The sequence below is a fragment of the Rhodanobacter sp. PCA2 genome (genome assembly GCF_013620825.1).
Lineage (GTDB): Bacteria > Pseudomonadota > Gammaproteobacteria > Xanthomonadales > Rhodanobacteraceae > Rhodanobacter_A.
On sequence record NZ_NJIC01000012.1, the window covers coordinates 1 to 15,330 of the forward strand.

The window sequence follows — 15,330 nt, forward strand, 5'->3', positions numbered from 1 at the left end:
GGGTGCTCCTCTCTTTGGTTACTTTCTCTCGGGCACGCGAGAGAAAGTGACTCGGGCGCCGACAGGCGCACGAAACCGCTTTGTCTCTGGTCCTAGCCCATCGGGCAGGCGCATCGATCCGCGCGCCAGCGCGTACTACTTCTCCGGGCGATCAAACTTCCGGATGAAGTCCCGTACCTGCGGATAGACGATCTCGCGCCAGCGCCGGCCGCTGAAGATGCCGTAGTGGCCGGCGCCATCGATCACCTTGTGTGCGCGGAGCCTGGCCGGGATGCTGCTGCACAGTTCCTGGGCGGCCTCGGTCTGGCCCAGGCCGGAGATGTCGTCGAGTTCGCCTTCCACGGTGAGCAGGGCGCTCCGGGTGATCGCGGCGGGGTTGACCCGCTCGCCGCGCACGTCCCACAGACCGCGCGGCAGCAGGAACTGCTGGAACACGGTGGCGATGGTGTCGAGGTAGAACTCGGCCGGCAGGTCGAGCACGGCGTTGTATTCGTCGTAGAAGCGGCGGTGCGATTCGGCGTCGTCGAGGTCGCCGCGCAGCAGGTTCTCGTAGAAGTCCCAGTGCGATTGCAGGTGGCGGCCGGGGTTCATCGCGACGAATCCGGCGTGCTGCAGGAAGCCTGGATAGACCTCGCGGCCGTGGCCGGGATAGTTCGGCGGCACGGTGTGGATCACGTTGCCCTTGAACCAGGCCAGCGGCTGGGTGGTGGCGAGGTTGTTGACGCTGGTGGGGCTGCGCCGCGAGTCGATCGGGCCGCCCATCATGGTGAGGCTGCGCGGCGTGGCCTCGCCGCGCGCGGCCATCAGCGACACCGCCGCCAGCACCGGTACGGTGGGCTGGCACACCGAGATCACGTGCAGCGATTCGGCGCCGATGTGGCGGATGAAGCGCTCGATCAGCGCCACGTAGTCGTCCAGCCCGAACGGGCCGGCGTCGACCGGCACCATGCGCGCGTCCACCCAGTCGGTGACATACACCTTGTGGTCGCGCAGCAGGGTGCGCACGGTGTCGCGCAGCAGCGTGGCGTGGTGGCCGGACAGCGGCGCCACCACCAGCACCACCGGGGCGTTCTTCATCGTCTCGATGGTGGCCGGATCGTCGCTGAAGCGCTTGAAGCGCTTCAGCTGGCAGAACGGCGTATCCAGCGCCACGCGCTCGATCACCGCGATCTCGTGGCCGTGCGCCTCGGCCTGGTGGATGCCGAAGGCGGGCTTCTCGTAGTCCTTGCCGAGGCGGTGGATCAGCTCGTAGCCGGCGGCCAGGCGCTGCGTGCCCGGCCACGACGCGAACGGGTTGTTCGCATCGCCGAGCATCTGCGCGTTGGCGTCGGCAAAATGGCTGAGCGGGCCGAGGAAGGCGCGTTGCCACTCGTGGATCTGATAGAGCATGGGGCGACCGGCATGTGCTGGAAGCGCCTCATCTTACCCCCGTTTGGATCGTTTGTATTGCATTGCCGCAAGAGCGATCGTCAAGGCGATCAAGGGCTTGGCTTGTGCCGCGTTGACGGCGCCCGGCGTCGCGCGTAGCGTCGCGCCAGGGTTTCGCTGCGTGACGCTGCGCAGGCAGCGGCTGCCTTGCCCAGGGGGGGAATCGACATGGCTGCAGTGGGGATCGACGTGCAAACGTCTCCGGAAGCGCGGACGCAACGCCGGGTTACGCTCGAGCGACGCTCCGCGGCGGAGTTGCCGTATCCGGTCTTCGTGCGGGAGTACATCGCCCGCAACCGTCCGGTGGTGGTGGAGAACGCACTGCAGGCCTGCCCGGCGCGGCAGCGATGGACGCCGGAATATTTCCGCGAACGCTTCGGGGGCAAACGCATCCAGGTCAGCCCCAGCGAGCAGATGACGTTCGCCGATTTCATCGACGCGGTGCTGGCCTCGCGCGAGGACGCGCCGGGGCCCTACATGTACCGCCTGTTCATCGGACCGCACATGCCGGAGTTGCTGCCGGACCTGGAGCCGCTCAACCCCTATGCGTTCCCGCGGCGGCTGGCGAGCCCGCTGATGCCGCAGCGATGGCGCCGCCCGGACGGCTACCTCAAGTTGCTGATCGGTGGCATCGGCGGCCGCTTTCCGTTCCTGCACTACGACCTCGAGAACGCGCACGCGACGATCACCGAGATTCACGGCGACAAGGAGTTCATCCTGTATCCGCCGGAAGACTCCGCCTTCATGTACCCCAAGCCGGGCATGCCGAACCAGTCGACCATCCCGGACGTGCAACGGGTCGACCCGGCGCGCTTCCCGTTGTACGAGCGCGCCACGCAATATCACACCGTGTTGCATCCGGGCGACATGGTGTTCGTGCCCTCGCGCTGGTGGCACGGCGCACGTGCGCTGTCGCCGTCGATCTCGATCTGCCAGAACGTGCTCGACGGTTCGAACTGGGGCGGCTACGTCGACGAGCTGTGTTCCCGCAGCAGCGGCTTGTCCGGACCCAAGCGCCAGGCCAAGCGGATGTACCTGAGCGCGCTCGGCGGCTTGCTGTCGACGCTGGAACGCTGGCCACGACGTTCCGCTGCGGGGGCGGCGGGGCGCATCGCGCGACTGTCGCCGGTGACCTGCGACGAGGCGGGCGACTCCACCGCCTGGGCCGTCGCCAACTGGAAATAGCGCCGACCTTCAGTCGATGCGCCGCAGTTCGGTACCCGCGGCGAGGTCGTGCAACGCGCGGCGGCGCGGGTCGAACAGCGCCACCGCGAGCCACAGCACCCATGCGCCCAGCACGGCCCACAGCGTGGCACGCAAGCCGATCGCCGGCTCCAGCGCCAGCAGCAGCAAGGGCGCGGCGGCGACCAGCACGCGGATCACGGCCTGCTGCAGGCTGATCGCGCCGCCGTCGTCGCGACTCACGCGGATGCGCCACGGCCGCATGCCCAGCGTCTGCCCGCCGCGCTGCCACGAGGCGACGAAATAGGCGGCGACCACCACGCCTTGCAGCACCTGGTACCAGAGCGGGACCACGGCGTGTGCGCCGGTCTCGATCAGGCGGCCGCCGGTGGCGAGCTGGCAGAGCAGGCCCACCACCATCACGATCGCCACCACGATCAGCAGGTCGTACAGCAGCGCGGCGAGGCGGCGCCACAGTGGACAGGGTTCATGGCTCATCTGCTTGCGCTCGCCGCGCGCGACATCCAGCATCGTGCGCATGAAGAAGGAAGAAACGACCGCCAGTATCGCCGATGCGGATGCCGCCAGCATCGACGCGTTCCTCGAACGCGTGTGGTCCGAGGACGGGCTCGCCGACCGCACGCTGGAAGCCTACCGCCGCGACCTCGAGGCGCTGGCGCGCTGGCTGGCGGCGCGCGGCCGCTCGCTGCGCGACGCGCGGCGCGAGGATGTTTCCGCCTACCACGGCAGCCAGCACGGCGCGATCCGTTCGATGGCGCGGCGGCAGTCGTCGTTCCGCCGCTACTACGGTTTCCGCGCCCGCGAGCAGGCGGGTTTCGAGGACCCCACGCTGCTGATCGAGCGCCCGCGCATGCCGCGCAGCCTGCCCAAGGCGCTGGCCGAGCGCGAGATCGAGGCGCTGCTGAACGCCCCGGACACCGACGGCACGCTGGGCCTGCGCGACCGCGCGATGCTGGAGCTGATGTACGCCTCGGGCCTGCGCGTGTCCGAGCTGGTGGAACTTCCGCTGGTCGCGCTGAATCCGCGCCAGGGCGTGCTGCGCGTCACCGGCAAGGGCGGCAAGGACCGGCTGGTGCCGGTGGGCGAGGTGGCGCTGGGCTACATCGAGAGCTACCTCGCCGCCGCGCGCCCGGCGCTCGCGAAGGGCCGCCAGCCCGCGGCGCTGTTCCTCAGCAGGCGCGGCGAGGGCATGACGCGGCAGATGTTCTGGACGCTGGTGAAGCGCCATGCGCTCAAGGTCGGCATCCAGGCGAAGCGCATCTCGCCGCACGTGCTCAGGCATTCCTTCGCCACCCACCTGCTCAACCACGGCGCCGACCTGCGCGCGCTGCAGATGCTGCTGGGCCACAGCGCGCTGAGCACCACGCAGATCTACACGTTGGTGGCGAAGGAAGGCCTGAAGCGCCTGCACGCCCGGCACCATCCCCGCGGCTGAGTGTCGCATTCACCGCCGTCGCGGGCGCCTGTGCGAGAATCCGCGGATGGCCGATTCCCCGGGCCCCGAGGTGCACGATGTTGAAAAAGCTGCTGCTGGCCGTGTGCGTCAGCGGATTCGCCCTGACCGCATGCGCGGCCGATAACGCCACCGCCGCAGACCCGGCCGCCGATGCGCCGGCCCATGCCGCGGTGCTGGGCAACGGCGTCGACGCCTCCGCGCTGAAGCTGGTGCAGCAGGCGCTGGCCAAGCTGGCGCCGGGCGTGGAAGTGGATGTGGTGAATCGCGCGCCGATGCCGGGTTTCTACCAGGTGATCGCCTCGGGCCAGCTGGTCTACGTGAGCGAGGACGGCAAGTACCTGCTGAACGGCGACCTGGTCGACCTGGGCAGCAGGAAGAGCCTGAACGACGCGGCCTGGGCCGCCTACCGCAAGGCCGAGCTGGCCAAGGTGCCGGCGGCCGCGCGCATCGAGTATGCGCCGGCGAACCCGAAGTACCGGGTCACCGTGTTCACCGACGTGTCCTGCCCCTATTGCAAGGTGCTGCACGAACACATGGCCGAATTCAACAAGGCCGGCATCGCGGTGGACTACCTGGCGTGGCCGCGCGAGGGCGCCACCGACCTGCGCGGCCAGCCCACGCCGGTCTACAAGGAAATGGTCTCGATCTGGTGCGCCGCCGACCCCAGGGCGGCGTTCACCGCCGCCAAGCAGGGGCAGGCGCCCAAGCCGGCCAACTGTTCCAACCCGGTGCGCGCCCAGTACGAGCTGGGCCTCAGGCTGGGCGTGAACGGCACGCCGGCGATCTTCACCGCCGACGGGCGCCAGGTGGGCGGCTACGTCACCCCGGCGCAGCTGCTGCAGGCGTTGCAGAAGGGCGGCTGAGCCGGCGGCGGCCGCGCCCCGCAAGAGGCTGCGGCAGGGCGTTACGGGCGCCGGCGTGGGCATGCCGTGGTGCAGCATCGCAGGGGCGCATCGGCTAGAATAGGTGTCCCCCGCAACCTGGCGCCGCCCCCGCATGATCGCACTCGACGGGCAGAACGCCCTTTCGGCCTTCCGTCTCGAACGCCTGAACGCCCGCCTCGATGCCTTGCACCGCGGTATCCGCGTGCAGGCCGCGTGGTTCGTGTATTTCATCGACGCCGCCGCGGCGCCGGAAGGCACGCTGCGCCAGCGCCTGCTGGACGTGCTGGAGGCAAAGGACGCCGCCCCGGCGCCCGCCACGCTGTGGGTGGTGCCGCGGCTGGGCACGATCTCGCCGTGGTCGAGCAAGGCCACCGACATCCTGCATGGCGCCGGCTTCGAGCTGCGCCGGGTGGAGCGCGGCACGGCCTGGCAGCTCGCCGGCATGCCCGACGCCGGCACGCCCGAGCATGCGGCGGTGCTGGCCGTGCTGCACGATGCGATGACGCAGTCGGTGCTGGCGTCGCTGGACGAGGCGCAGGGCCTGTTCCTCGCCGGCCAGCCGGGCGAGCTGGTGCACATCGCGCTGGGCGGCGATGCCCGCGCCGCGCTCGCCAGGGCCAATGCGGAACTGGGCCTGGCGCTGGCGAGCGACGAGATCGATTATCTCGCCGCGCGCTATGCCGAGCTGGGCCGCGATCCCACCGACGCCGAGCTTTTCATGTTCGCGCAGGCGAACTCCGAACACTGCCGCCACAAGGTGTTCAACGCGAGCTGGACGGTGGATGGCGCGGACCAGGACAAGAGCCTGTTCGCGATGATCAAGAACACCCACCAGCACTCGCCCGCGCATACGCTGTCCGCCTACAAGGACAACGCGGCGGTGATCGAGGGCAGCACGGGCAAGCGCTTCTTCGCCGACGCGAACGGCGTGTGGCGCGGCCACGAGGAACAGATCGACTACGCGATCAAGGTGGAGACGCACAACCATCCCACCGCGATCGCGCCCTGGCCCGGCGCGGCCACCGGCGCCGGCGGCGAGATCCGCGACGAGGGCGCCACCGGTCGCGGCGCCAAGCCCAAGGCGGGGCTCACCGGGTTCTCGGTGTCCGACCTGCGCATTCCCGGCCATCCGCAGCCGTGGGAAGTGGAGCGCCCGCTGCCGCCGCGCATGGCCAGTGCGTTCGAGATCATGCGCGACGGCCCGCTGGGCGCCGCCGCGTTCAACAACGAATTCGGCCGCCCCTGCCTGGGCGGCTACTTCCGCAGCTACGAACACGAGACCGCCGAGGTGGGCCTGCGCCGCGGCTACGACAAGCCGATCATGCTGGCCGGCGGCATCGCCAACATCCGTCGCGACCACGTGCAGAAGCGCGCGGTGCAGCCCGGACATGCGGTGATCGTGCTCGGCGGCCCGGCGATGCTGATCGGCCTGGGCGGCGGCGCGGCCTCGTCGGTGGCTTCGGGCGCGTCGAGCGCCGAGCTGGACTTCGCCTCCGTGCAGCGCGACAACGCCGAGATGGAGCGTCGCTGCCAGCAGGTGATCGACGCCTGCTGGGCGCGCGGCGAGGCCAACCCCATCGTCAGCATCCACGACGTGGGCGCGGGCGGCCTCTCCAACGCGATCCCGGAAATCCTCAACGACGCCGACGTGGGCGGCGAGATCGACCTCTCCAAGGTGCCTTGCGACGATCCCTCGCTGTCGCCGATGCAGGTGTGGAGCAACGAGTCGCAGGAACGCTACGTGCTCGCCATCGCCCAGGAAAACCTGGCCGAGTTCGAGGGTTACTGCGCACGCGAGCGCTGCCCCTACGCGGTGGTCGGTACTGCCACCGCCGAGCGCGTGCTGCGCGTCACCGATCCGCGCCGCGACCTCGTGGTGATCGACTTCCCCATGGACGTGCTGTTCGGCAAGCCGCCGCGCATGCATCGCGACGCCAAGCGCATCAAGCCGCGCGTGGACCTGGTGCCCGACCTCACCGGCATCGGCATGGACGAGGCGCTGCTGCGCGTGCTGCGCCTGCCCACCGTGGGCAGCAAGAGCTTCCTCATCAACATCGGCGACCGCACCGTGGGCGGCCTCAACCATCGCGACCCGATGGTGGGCCCGTGGCAGGTGCCGGTGGCCGACTGCGCGGTGACGATGGCCGACTTCAGCGGCTACCGCGGCGAAGCGATGGCGATGGCCGAGCGCGCCCCGGTGGCGCTGCTCAATAGCGCCGACGCCGCGCGGCTGGCGGTGGGCGAGGCGATCACCAACCTCGCCGCCGCGCCGATCGAAAACCTCGGCGATATCCGCCTGTCCGCAAACTGGATGGCCGCGGTGAACCATCCTGGCGAAGACGCCGCGCTGTTCGACGCGGTGAAGGCCGTGGGCATGGAACTGTGCCCGCAGCTCGACATCTCCATCCCGGTCGGCAAGGACTCGCTGTCCATGCAGACCGTGTGGAAGGACGGCGACACCCCGCAGCGCACGGTCGCGCCGGTGTCGCTGGTGGTCACCGGCTTCGCGCGCGTGGACGACGTGCGCCGCACGCTCACGCCGCAGCTGAAGCTCGACCGCGGCGACACCGATCTGTGGCTGCTCGACCTCGGCGGCGGCCGCGACCGCCTCGGCGCTTCCGCGCTGACCCAGGTGTTCAACCGCAGCGGCGGCGTGCCGCCGAACCTCGATGACCCGAAGCGCCTCAAGGCGCTGTTTGAACTGGTGCAGGAGGCGAACCGCAACGGCCTGCTGCTGGCCTATCACGACCGTTCCGACGGCGGCGTCATCGTCACCCTGCTGGAGATGGCCTTCGCCGGCCATTGCGGCCTGGAAATCCAGGTCGACGGCTGGGCCGAGGCCACGCTGCGCGCGCTGTTCAACGAAGAGCTGGGCGCCGTGCTGCAGGTGACCACGGTGAACCGCGAAGCGTTCGAAGCCCTGCTGGTGAAGCACGACCTCGCCGGCATGAGCTACCGCATCGGCCGGCCCAAGGAGAAGCTGGGCATCAAGCTGTACTCGGGCGGCGAGACGCTGTTCAAGTGGAACTGGAGCGTGCTGTACCGCGCCTGGAACGAGACCAGCCACGCGATGCAGCAGCTGCGCGACAACCCCGCCAGCGCCGACGCCGAACTGGCGTGGCGGCTGGACGATGCCGATCCGGGCCTCAGCCCGAAACTCGTGTTCGACCCGGCCGAGGACGTCGCCGCGCCGCTCATCCACGCCGCCATCGCCGGCCGCGCGAAGCCGCGCGTGGCGATCCTGCGCGAGCAGGGCGTCAACGGCCAGGTGGAGATGGCCGCCGCGTTCACGCGCGCCGGCTTCGAGGCGGTGGACGTGCACATGACCGACCTCGCCAGCGGCCGGGTGAAGCTTGCCGATTTCCGCGGCTTCGCCGCCTGCGGCGGCTTCTCCTACGGCGACGTGCTGGGCGCCGGCCGCGGCTGGGCCACCTCGATCCTGTACAACGACCACCTGCGCGCGGAGTTCAGCGCGTTCTTCGCCGACCCGACGAAGTTCGCGCTCGGCGTGTGCAACGGCTGCCAGATGATGAGCCAGCTCAAGGACATCATCCCCGGCGCGCAGCACTGGCCCAAATTCCTGCGCAACGCCTCCGAGCAGTACGAGGCGCGCGTGGCCACGCTCGAAGTGCTGGACTCGCCCAGCATCTTCTTCAAGGGCATGACCGGCTCGCGCATCCCGGTGGCGGTGGCGCACGGCGAAGGGCGCGTGCACTTCCCGAACACCTGCAGCCCGTCCAAGGCGCAGGCGGCGCTGCGCTTCGTGGACAACCACGGCAAGCCCACCGAGCACTTCCCGCTGAACCCGAACGGTTCGCCCGGCGGCCTCGCCGGTTTCACCGCCGCCGAGGGGCGCGTGACCATCCTGATGCCGCATCCGGAACGCGTGTTCCGCAGCGTGCAGATGAGCTGGGCGCCGAAGACCTGGGGCGAGGATTCGCCGTGGATGCGCATGTTCCGCAATGCACGGGTGTGGTGCGGCTGAGCGCCCCTGCGTCGCCGCGCCGGTGGCTGGCCTGGCTGCCGGCGCTGGCGTGGCTGCTGTTGCTCGCCGCCCTGCCGTGGTGGCTGGGTCTGTCATTGCTGCTGGCCTGCGCGCTGGCGCTGTTGTGGCGCGGCGGTCCGCTGCGGGAATACGCCGCGCTGCTGCGCCGTGCGCTGCGCTGGGGGCTGCCGGGCCTGCTGCTGGCCGTGCTGCGCACGTTCGGCGCGGACGCGCTGGCGTGGCTGCTGACCCTGCTGGCCGCGCTGGCCGGCTTCTCGCTGCTGGTGCTGCTGGAGAACTGGCTGGATCGCGGCAAACCCCGCGAGCCGTCGCCTTCCCCCGCGGACGAATGGCCAGAACTCGCGCTGGCGCCGATCGGGCCGACCGGCGCCATCATCGAATTGCGCGCGCCGCAGTGGCGGCCGCTGCAGGGCGGCCTCGCCGATCCGCTGGGCGGCGAACTGCGCTGGAGCGACGAAGCGGTGCGACTGGCCGACGGCCAGCGGCTGTACGGCGTGGAGCCGTGCTGCGATCTCGATGCCGAAGGGCGCTGGCTGGTGCTGCCCATGGCTGGGCGCCGCGGCGTGCTGCTGCTGGACCGGCGGCACGACCGCCGGCATCGCCTGCGCGGCTGGCTGCTGGCCGGCTGGCACGAAGGCCAGCCGTGGCTGAGCCGCGGCGAGGAGCGCGCCCCGCTGGCCGTCAACCACGTGCTGGGCCACGACGAAGGCGATTGAGCCGCCGTCATCCCTGTCCCCCTTCACGCGTTGCACACGCCACCAGCTTCCCTGCCGCATACTCGTACCGTGAACACGCCTTTTGCTTCCACTCCCCTGCCGCTCAGCGTGATCGTGGTCTCCGCGGACAGCGGCCCGGGCCTGCGCGACTGCGTGCGCAGGGTGCTGGCCTGCACCACGCCGCTGGAGCTGCTGCTGGTCGACAACGCCTCGGGCGACGGCATGCCGCAGGCGCTGGCGCGCGCGCACGAATACGAGCCGCGTTTCCACCTGATCCAGAACCACGGCAACCTCGGCTTCGGCCCCGCGGTGAACCAGGCGGCGGCGCAGGCGAGCGGCAAGCTGCTGCTGGTGCTCAATCCCGATTGCCTGCTGGACCAGGACAGCCTGCAGCGCCTGCTTGCGGTGTTCGCCGTCGAGCACCAGGTCGGCCTGCTCGGCGCCGTGGTCTGCGACGCGCAAGGCGTGCCCGATCCCGCCTCGTACCGGCGCGATCCGCTGCTGCGCCGCGCGCTCGCCAGCCTGTTCGGCGGTCGCGGCGAGCGCGTGGAGATCGGCGGGGAGATGCCGGATCGCCTGGTCGACGCCGAGGCGGTGTCCGGCGCGCTGATGCTGCTGCCGCGCCACCTGTTCGAGCGGCTGGGCGGCTTCGACGAAGGCTATTTCCTGCACTGCGAGGATCTGGACCTGTGCCGCCGCGTGCGCGACGCCGGCTGGCGCGTGCTGCTGGCCGGCGACGTGCGCGTACCGCACGGCAAGGGCGGCTCCAGCCGGCACCGGCCGGTGTTCGTGAGCCGCCACAAGCATCGCGGCATGTGGCGCTGGTTCCGCAAGTTCGATCCGGCCGCGCGCAACCCCTTCGTTTCCGCGGCGGTGTGGCTGGGCATCTGGGCGCACTTCCTGGCGCAGGCGCCGGGCCAGTGGCTGCGGCGGTCGCGGAGCTAGCGCGGAGAGCGACCCCGCGTCGCCATCGTTCCGCCATCCACCACATCTTCGTGACCCCATGAACGCACGCACCACCACGCTTCCGACCCTGGGCCTGCTGGCGATGACCGCCGTGTGGGGCTCCACGTTCTTCATGATCAAGGACGTGGTGGCGCGCATGCCCGTGGCGGATTTCCTCGCCGTGCGCTTCGCCGTCGCCGCAGCGGCGATGCTGCTGCTGTTCCCGCGCCACGTCTGGCGACTGGGGCGCGCGGGCATCGCGCGCGGACTGGCGTTGGGCGCGATCTACGGCATCGGGCAACTGCTGCAGACCTGGGGCCTGCAACTGATCGCTCCCAGCGTCAGCGGTTTCGCCACCGGCATGTACGTGGTGTTCACCCCCATCCTTGCGACGCTGCTGCTGGGCCAGCGCATGCCGGGCGTGGTGTGGATCGCGGTGGCGCTGGCCACCGCCGGCCTCGCGCTGCTCTCGCTCAATGGCGTTTCGGTGGATGCCGGCGTATGGCTCACGTTGGCTTCGGCGGTGTTCTACGCGCTGCACATCGTGCTGCTGGGGCAGTGGTCGCGCCCTGGCGAGGCGTTCGGCCTCTCGGCGGTACAGATGGTTGCGATCGCGCTGGTCTGCCTGGTCGCCACGCTGCCGCACGGCGGTCCCGCGGCGCCGCCGGACCGGGCCGCGTGGCTGGCCGTGCTGTACATGGCGCTGATTGCCGGTGCTGGCGCGATGCTGATGCAGACCTGGGCGCAGGCCCACATGCCCGCCACCCGCGCCGCGATCGTGATGACCACCGAACCGGTGTTCGCCGCCGCCTTCGCGGTCGCCTTCGGCAGCGACGTCTTCGGCTGGCGCATGCTCGCCGGCGGCGCGCTGGTGCTGGGTGCGATGTACCTGGTGGAGCTGGCGCCGCGCCGGTCGCCCGCGCTGGCGGCGGAGGCCGGGCATCACGAGGTGTGAGGGGGCGCAGGGTGGGGCACGGGGTTCGAGTGGCCTTGCGGCGGCTTTCCCCCTCTCCCCTCCGGGGAGAGGGCTGGGGTGAGGGGCCGGGGCTTGCCATGCGGTTTCTGTTTGCCCCTTGGGCTTTGAAGCGGTTTCGAACGCCCCATGGGCGCCCGAAATCGCTTTGCCCAATGCAAAAAAGAGTGCCAGGCGATGGCAGGTACCCGCGTCGTGTCGACGCGCTCCCCCTCACTGCCCCTCGGGCGGCTCCCAAAGCTCGATCTTGTTCCCCTCGGGATCGACCACCCAGCCGAACTTGCCGTATTCGGATTCGTCGACCTTGCTCTCCACCTGCACCCCTTCCTCGCGCAGCGCGGCGAGCACGGCGTGCAGGTCGCGGACCCGGTAATTGATCATGAAGGGCGCGGTGCCGGGGGCGAAGTAGGAGGTGTCATCCTTGAACGGGCTCCAGATGGTGGTGCCGGTGCCGGTGGGGTTGTCGGGGTTGGCCCAGCGGAACGCCGCGCCGCCCCATTCCTGCACGTCGAAGCCGAGGTGGGTCCGGTACCACTCGCCCAGGGCCTTGGGGTCCCTGGCCTTGAAGAAGATGCCGCCGATGCCGGTGACGCGCGTCATGGTCTGTCTCCCGCGGGGTCAGGGTCGGGCGAGTGTGCTCCATCCGGGGCGGCCCGGCATAGCCTTCGGCCAACGGGAAACGCGCCGGCAGCGCTGCGCCGGTGGGCGGCCCGCCCTCAGCGGGGCGGGGCGTGCGCGGCGGCCTTCCGGGTCGCGCGCGTCTGCAGCGCCACGCGCACCAGGTACACCACGATCGCCACGTTGCCGACCAGCGCGGCGAACTTCAGCCAGCCGAAACGGTGCAGCGTCTCGTACAGCTCGATCGGGATCAGCGAGGCGGTGGCGATCACGGTGAACCACTCGGCCCAGTACTTGCCCATCAGCAGGCCCACGCCCTCGATGCCGAACAGCACGGCATAGCCCAGCGCGACCATGCCCACCGCCACGAAGCGACTGGGCCCGAAGGCCTGCAGCCAGCCCACCAGGTGCCAGCGCAACTCGTTGCTGCCGGTGAGCGGCAGGTGTTCCAGCCAGTGCACCATCAGCTCGAAGTTCTGCTGGCGATCCAGCTGGAACGCGGCGATGGCCACCAGAAGCAGGCAGAGGGTCTTCACCACCTCGTAGATCGCGATCACGCGCAGGCCGGCACGGTGCGGGGACGGCGCCGCGGCGGGTGCGGCGAGGGGGGCGGCAGCGATGGATTCGATCTCGGACATGGGCATGGGGGAACGGGCAACCCGCCCATTGTCGCGGCCATTGCATGAACCGCCAATACGCAACGGCCGGAAGTTGGCGGCATGGAAAAAACCCGCCGAAAAATCTCGGCGGGGTTGGCGGGAGGAAAACCGGTTCAGCAGCAGCGGCCGCCGCCGCCCTTGTAGCGGGCTTCCTGGCGCTCGCGGAAGAATTCGGCGTAGCTGGGCACCGGGCGATCCGGGTGGTGTTCGTGCAGGTGCTTCACGTAGCCCTCGTAGTCGGGCACGCCGCAGCAGAGGCGGGCGGTCTGCACCGCCCGCTTCCGGAATGCCTGCCATCGCGCGACGAGTTCCATGGCCTCAGTGCGCCGCCACGTCCGCCAGCGCCACGTAGGGTTCCTCGTTGGCGGTGGGGTGGTTGATGCGCCAGGCCTTGAGCACGGCGCGCAGGCAGAACAGCGTCATCACCACCACCAGCGCCATGAAGATGCCGGTCATCGCCATGTCCACGCGGTTGTTGGTGATGATCTGCTGCATCGCCGCCACGGTCTTGGCCGGCGCCAGCATCTGGCCGTTCGCCAGCACGATGGCGTACTTGTCCGCCGCCGCGGTGAAGCTGATCGGGCCGACCAGCTTCTCGTAGCCCGCGGCCAGCGTGCACACGATCAGCCAGACCGCGGGGATGCCGGGCACCCACACATAGCGCTCGCGCTTCAGCTTCACCACCACTACGGTGGCCAGCATCAGCGCGATCGCGGCCAGCATCTGGTTGGCGATGCCGAACAGCGGCCACAGCGTGTTGATGCCGCCCAGCGGATCGACCGCGCCCTGGTACAGGAAGTAGCCCCACAGCGCCACGCAGATCGCGGTGGCGAGCAGGTTGCCGGCCCAGGATTCGGTGGCTTGCAGCGGCTTGTGGATCAGGCCGGCGATCTCCTGGATCATGAAGCGGCCCACGCGCGTGCCGGCGTCCACCGTGGTGAGGATGAACAGCGCCTCGAACAGGATCGCGTAGTGGTACCAGAACGCCATCATGCCTTCGCCCGGCATGACGTTGTGCAGCAGTTGCGCCATGCCCACCGCCAGCGTGGGCGCGCCGCCGGCGCGGCTGAGGATGCTCTGCTCGCCCACGTCCTTCGCGGTCTGCAGCAGCGCGTCCGGCGTCACCACGAAGCCCCACTGGCTGATCACCTGCGCCGCGTGTTCCGCCGTGGTGCCGATGATCGCGCCCGGCGCATTCATCGCGAAGTACACGCCCGGGTGCAGCGAGGCGGCGGCGATCATCGCCATGATCGCCACGAACGCCTCCATCAGCATGCCGCCGTAGCCGACCATGCGCGCCTGGCCCTCGTTCGCCAGCAGCTTGGGCGTGGTGCCCGAGGCGATGATGGAATGCCAGCCCGACACCGCGCCGCAGGCGATGGTGATGAACAGGAACGGGAACAGGTTGCCCTGGAACACCGGGCCGGTGCCGTCGATGAACTGGGTCACCGCGGGCATCTGCAGCATCGGCGCCGCGAGGAAGATCGCCAGCGCCAGCAGCGCGATGGTGCCGATCTTCAGGAAGGTGCTGAGGTAGTCGCGCGGCGCCAGCAGCAGCCACACCGGCAGCACCGAGGCGCAGAAGCCGTAGCCGATCAGCCACCAGGCCAGCGCCTTCGCATCCAGGTCGAAGATCGGCGCCAGCGACGCGGAATCGGCCACGAACTTGCCGGCCCAGATCGACAGCAGCAGCAGCGCGAGGCCGATGATGGACACCTCGAGGATGCGACCCGGGCGGAACCAGCGCAGGTAGGCGCCCATCAGCAGCGCGATCGGTATCGTCATCGCCACCGTGAACGTGCTCCACGGGCTGTGCGTGAGCGCCTTCACCACCACCAGCGCCAGCACCGCAAGCACGATCATCATCAGCACCAGCACGCCCACCATCGCCACGATGCCCGGCAGCGGCCCCAGTTCCTCGCGCAGCATGTGGCCCAGCGAACGGCCGTCGCGGCGCAGCGAGAGCCCGAGGATCATGAAGTCCTGCACCGCGCCGGCGAACACCACGCCGAACAGGATCCACAGCGTGCCGGGCAGGTAGCCCATCTGCGCGGCCAGCACCGGCCCCACCAGCGGGCCCGCGCCCGCGATCGCGGCGAAGTGGTGGCCGAACACCACCCACTTGTCGGTGGGCACGTAGTCCAGGCCGTCGTTGCGCAGCACCGAGGGCGGCGCGCGGCTGGGGTCCAGTTGCAGCACCCGGTGTTCCACGAACTTGCCGTAGAAGCGGTAGCCGATCACGAACACCGCGATCGCCGCGGCGACCACCCAGATCGCGTTGATCGGCTCGCCGCGGCGCAGCGCCACCACGCCCAGGCACCAGGCGCCCACGATGGCGATCGCGAACCAGAGGATTTTTGCCGCGGGGTTCGGTTTGACCGTTGCGGTGTGCATGCAGGGAACTCCTCGTAACGTTGGGCAAGGGTCCCCCCGGGCGTGATG

13 protein-coding genes are annotated in these 15,330 nt (G+C 70.0%); 7 read left to right on the forward strand and 6 right to left on the reverse strand.

The features are described 5' to 3' along the window. Positions 1-135: 135 nt before the first annotated feature. Positions 136-1,389 (reverse strand): polyhydroxyalkanoate depolymerase, encoded by a 1,254-nt coding sequence (phaZ, locus tag PCA_RS04390; protein WP_181301382.1) that lies wholly within the window; start codon positions 1,387-1,389, stop codon positions 136-138. A gap of 216 nt (positions 1,390-1,605) precedes the next feature. Here phaZ and PCA_RS04395 point away from each other — a divergent pair, with 216 nt between their 5' ends. After that, entirely contained in the window at positions 1,606-2,613 is a 1,008-nt protein-coding gene (locus PCA_RS04395; RefSeq protein WP_181301383.1) for a cupin-like domain-containing protein, read from the forward strand. A gap of 9 nt (positions 2,614-2,622) precedes the next feature. On the opposite strand, the gene PCA_RS04400 is transcribed toward PCA_RS04395, so the two are convergent. Continuing rightward, a complete protein-coding gene (locus PCA_RS04400) occupies positions 2,623-3,150 on the reverse strand; it encodes an RDD family protein (protein WP_181301384.1) in 528 nt (175 codons plus the stop codon). On the opposite strand from PCA_RS04400, the gene xerD reads away from it, so the two are divergent. From xerD to PCA_RS04430, 6 genes are all read left to right on the forward strand, one after another. After that, on the forward strand, positions 3,149-4,066 hold the full coding sequence (xerD, locus tag PCA_RS04405) for a site-specific tyrosine recombinase XerD (protein ID WP_181301385.1): 918 nt from the start codon (positions 3,149-3,151) through the stop codon (positions 4,064-4,066). The genes PCA_RS04400 and xerD overlap by 2 nt on opposite strands. Positions 4,067-4,143: 77 nt before the next feature. Next, complete coding sequence (locus tag PCA_RS04410) at positions 4,144-4,950, forward strand: DsbC family protein (RefSeq protein WP_181301386.1); 807 nt, start codon at positions 4,144-4,146, stop codon at positions 4,948-4,950. Positions 4,951-5,083: 133 nt separating this feature from the next. Next, positions 5,084-8,956, forward strand: coding sequence for a phosphoribosylformylglycinamidine synthase (gene purL, locus PCA_RS04415; RefSeq protein ID WP_181301387.1), 3,873 nt, complete (start codon positions 5,084-5,086; stop codon positions 8,954-8,956). Continuing rightward, positions 8,914-9,693: a hypothetical protein gene (locus PCA_RS04420; RefSeq protein WP_343204406.1), complete on the forward strand. Its 780-nt coding sequence runs from the start codon at positions 8,914-8,916 to the stop codon at positions 9,691-9,693. Before purL ends, PCA_RS04420 begins: the two co-directional genes overlap by 43 nt. 69 nt (positions 9,694-9,762) lie before the next feature. Further along, positions 9,763-10,638 carry a glycosyltransferase family 2 protein gene (locus PCA_RS04425; protein ID WP_343204407.1) on the forward strand — a complete coding sequence of 292 codons (876 nt, stop codon included), beginning with the start codon at positions 9,763-9,765 and terminating at the stop codon, positions 10,636-10,638. A gap of 58 nt (positions 10,639-10,696) precedes the next feature. Then, positions 10,697-11,593, forward strand: a complete 897-nt coding sequence (locus PCA_RS04430; protein WP_181301388.1) for a DMT family transporter — start codon at positions 10,697-10,699, stop codon at positions 11,591-11,593. Positions 11,594-11,824: 231 nt separating this feature from the next. Here PCA_RS04430 and PCA_RS04435 read toward each other — a convergent pair whose 3' ends face one another. The 4 genes from PCA_RS04435 to PCA_RS04450 form a co-directional block, all read right to left on the reverse strand. Continuing rightward, positions 11,825-12,211: a VOC family protein gene (locus PCA_RS04435; RefSeq protein WP_181301389.1), complete on the reverse strand. Its 387-nt coding sequence runs from the start codon at positions 12,209-12,211 to the stop codon at positions 11,825-11,827. A gap of 116 nt (positions 12,212-12,327) precedes the next feature. After that, complete coding sequence (locus PCA_RS04440; protein WP_181301390.1) at positions 12,328-12,867, reverse strand: DUF2127 domain-containing protein; 540 nt, start codon at positions 12,865-12,867, stop codon at positions 12,328-12,330. A gap of 134 nt (positions 12,868-13,001) precedes the next feature. Beyond that, positions 13,002-13,202: a YbdD/YjiX family protein gene (locus PCA_RS04445; RefSeq protein ID WP_181301391.1), complete on the reverse strand. Its 201-nt coding sequence runs from the start codon at positions 13,200-13,202 to the stop codon at positions 13,002-13,004. Positions 13,203-13,206: 4 nt separating this feature from the next. After that, positions 13,207-15,282, reverse strand: a complete 2,076-nt coding sequence (locus tag PCA_RS04450; protein WP_181301392.1) for a carbon starvation CstA family protein — start codon at positions 15,280-15,282, stop codon at positions 13,207-13,209. Positions 15,283-15,330 lie beyond the last annotated feature (48 nt).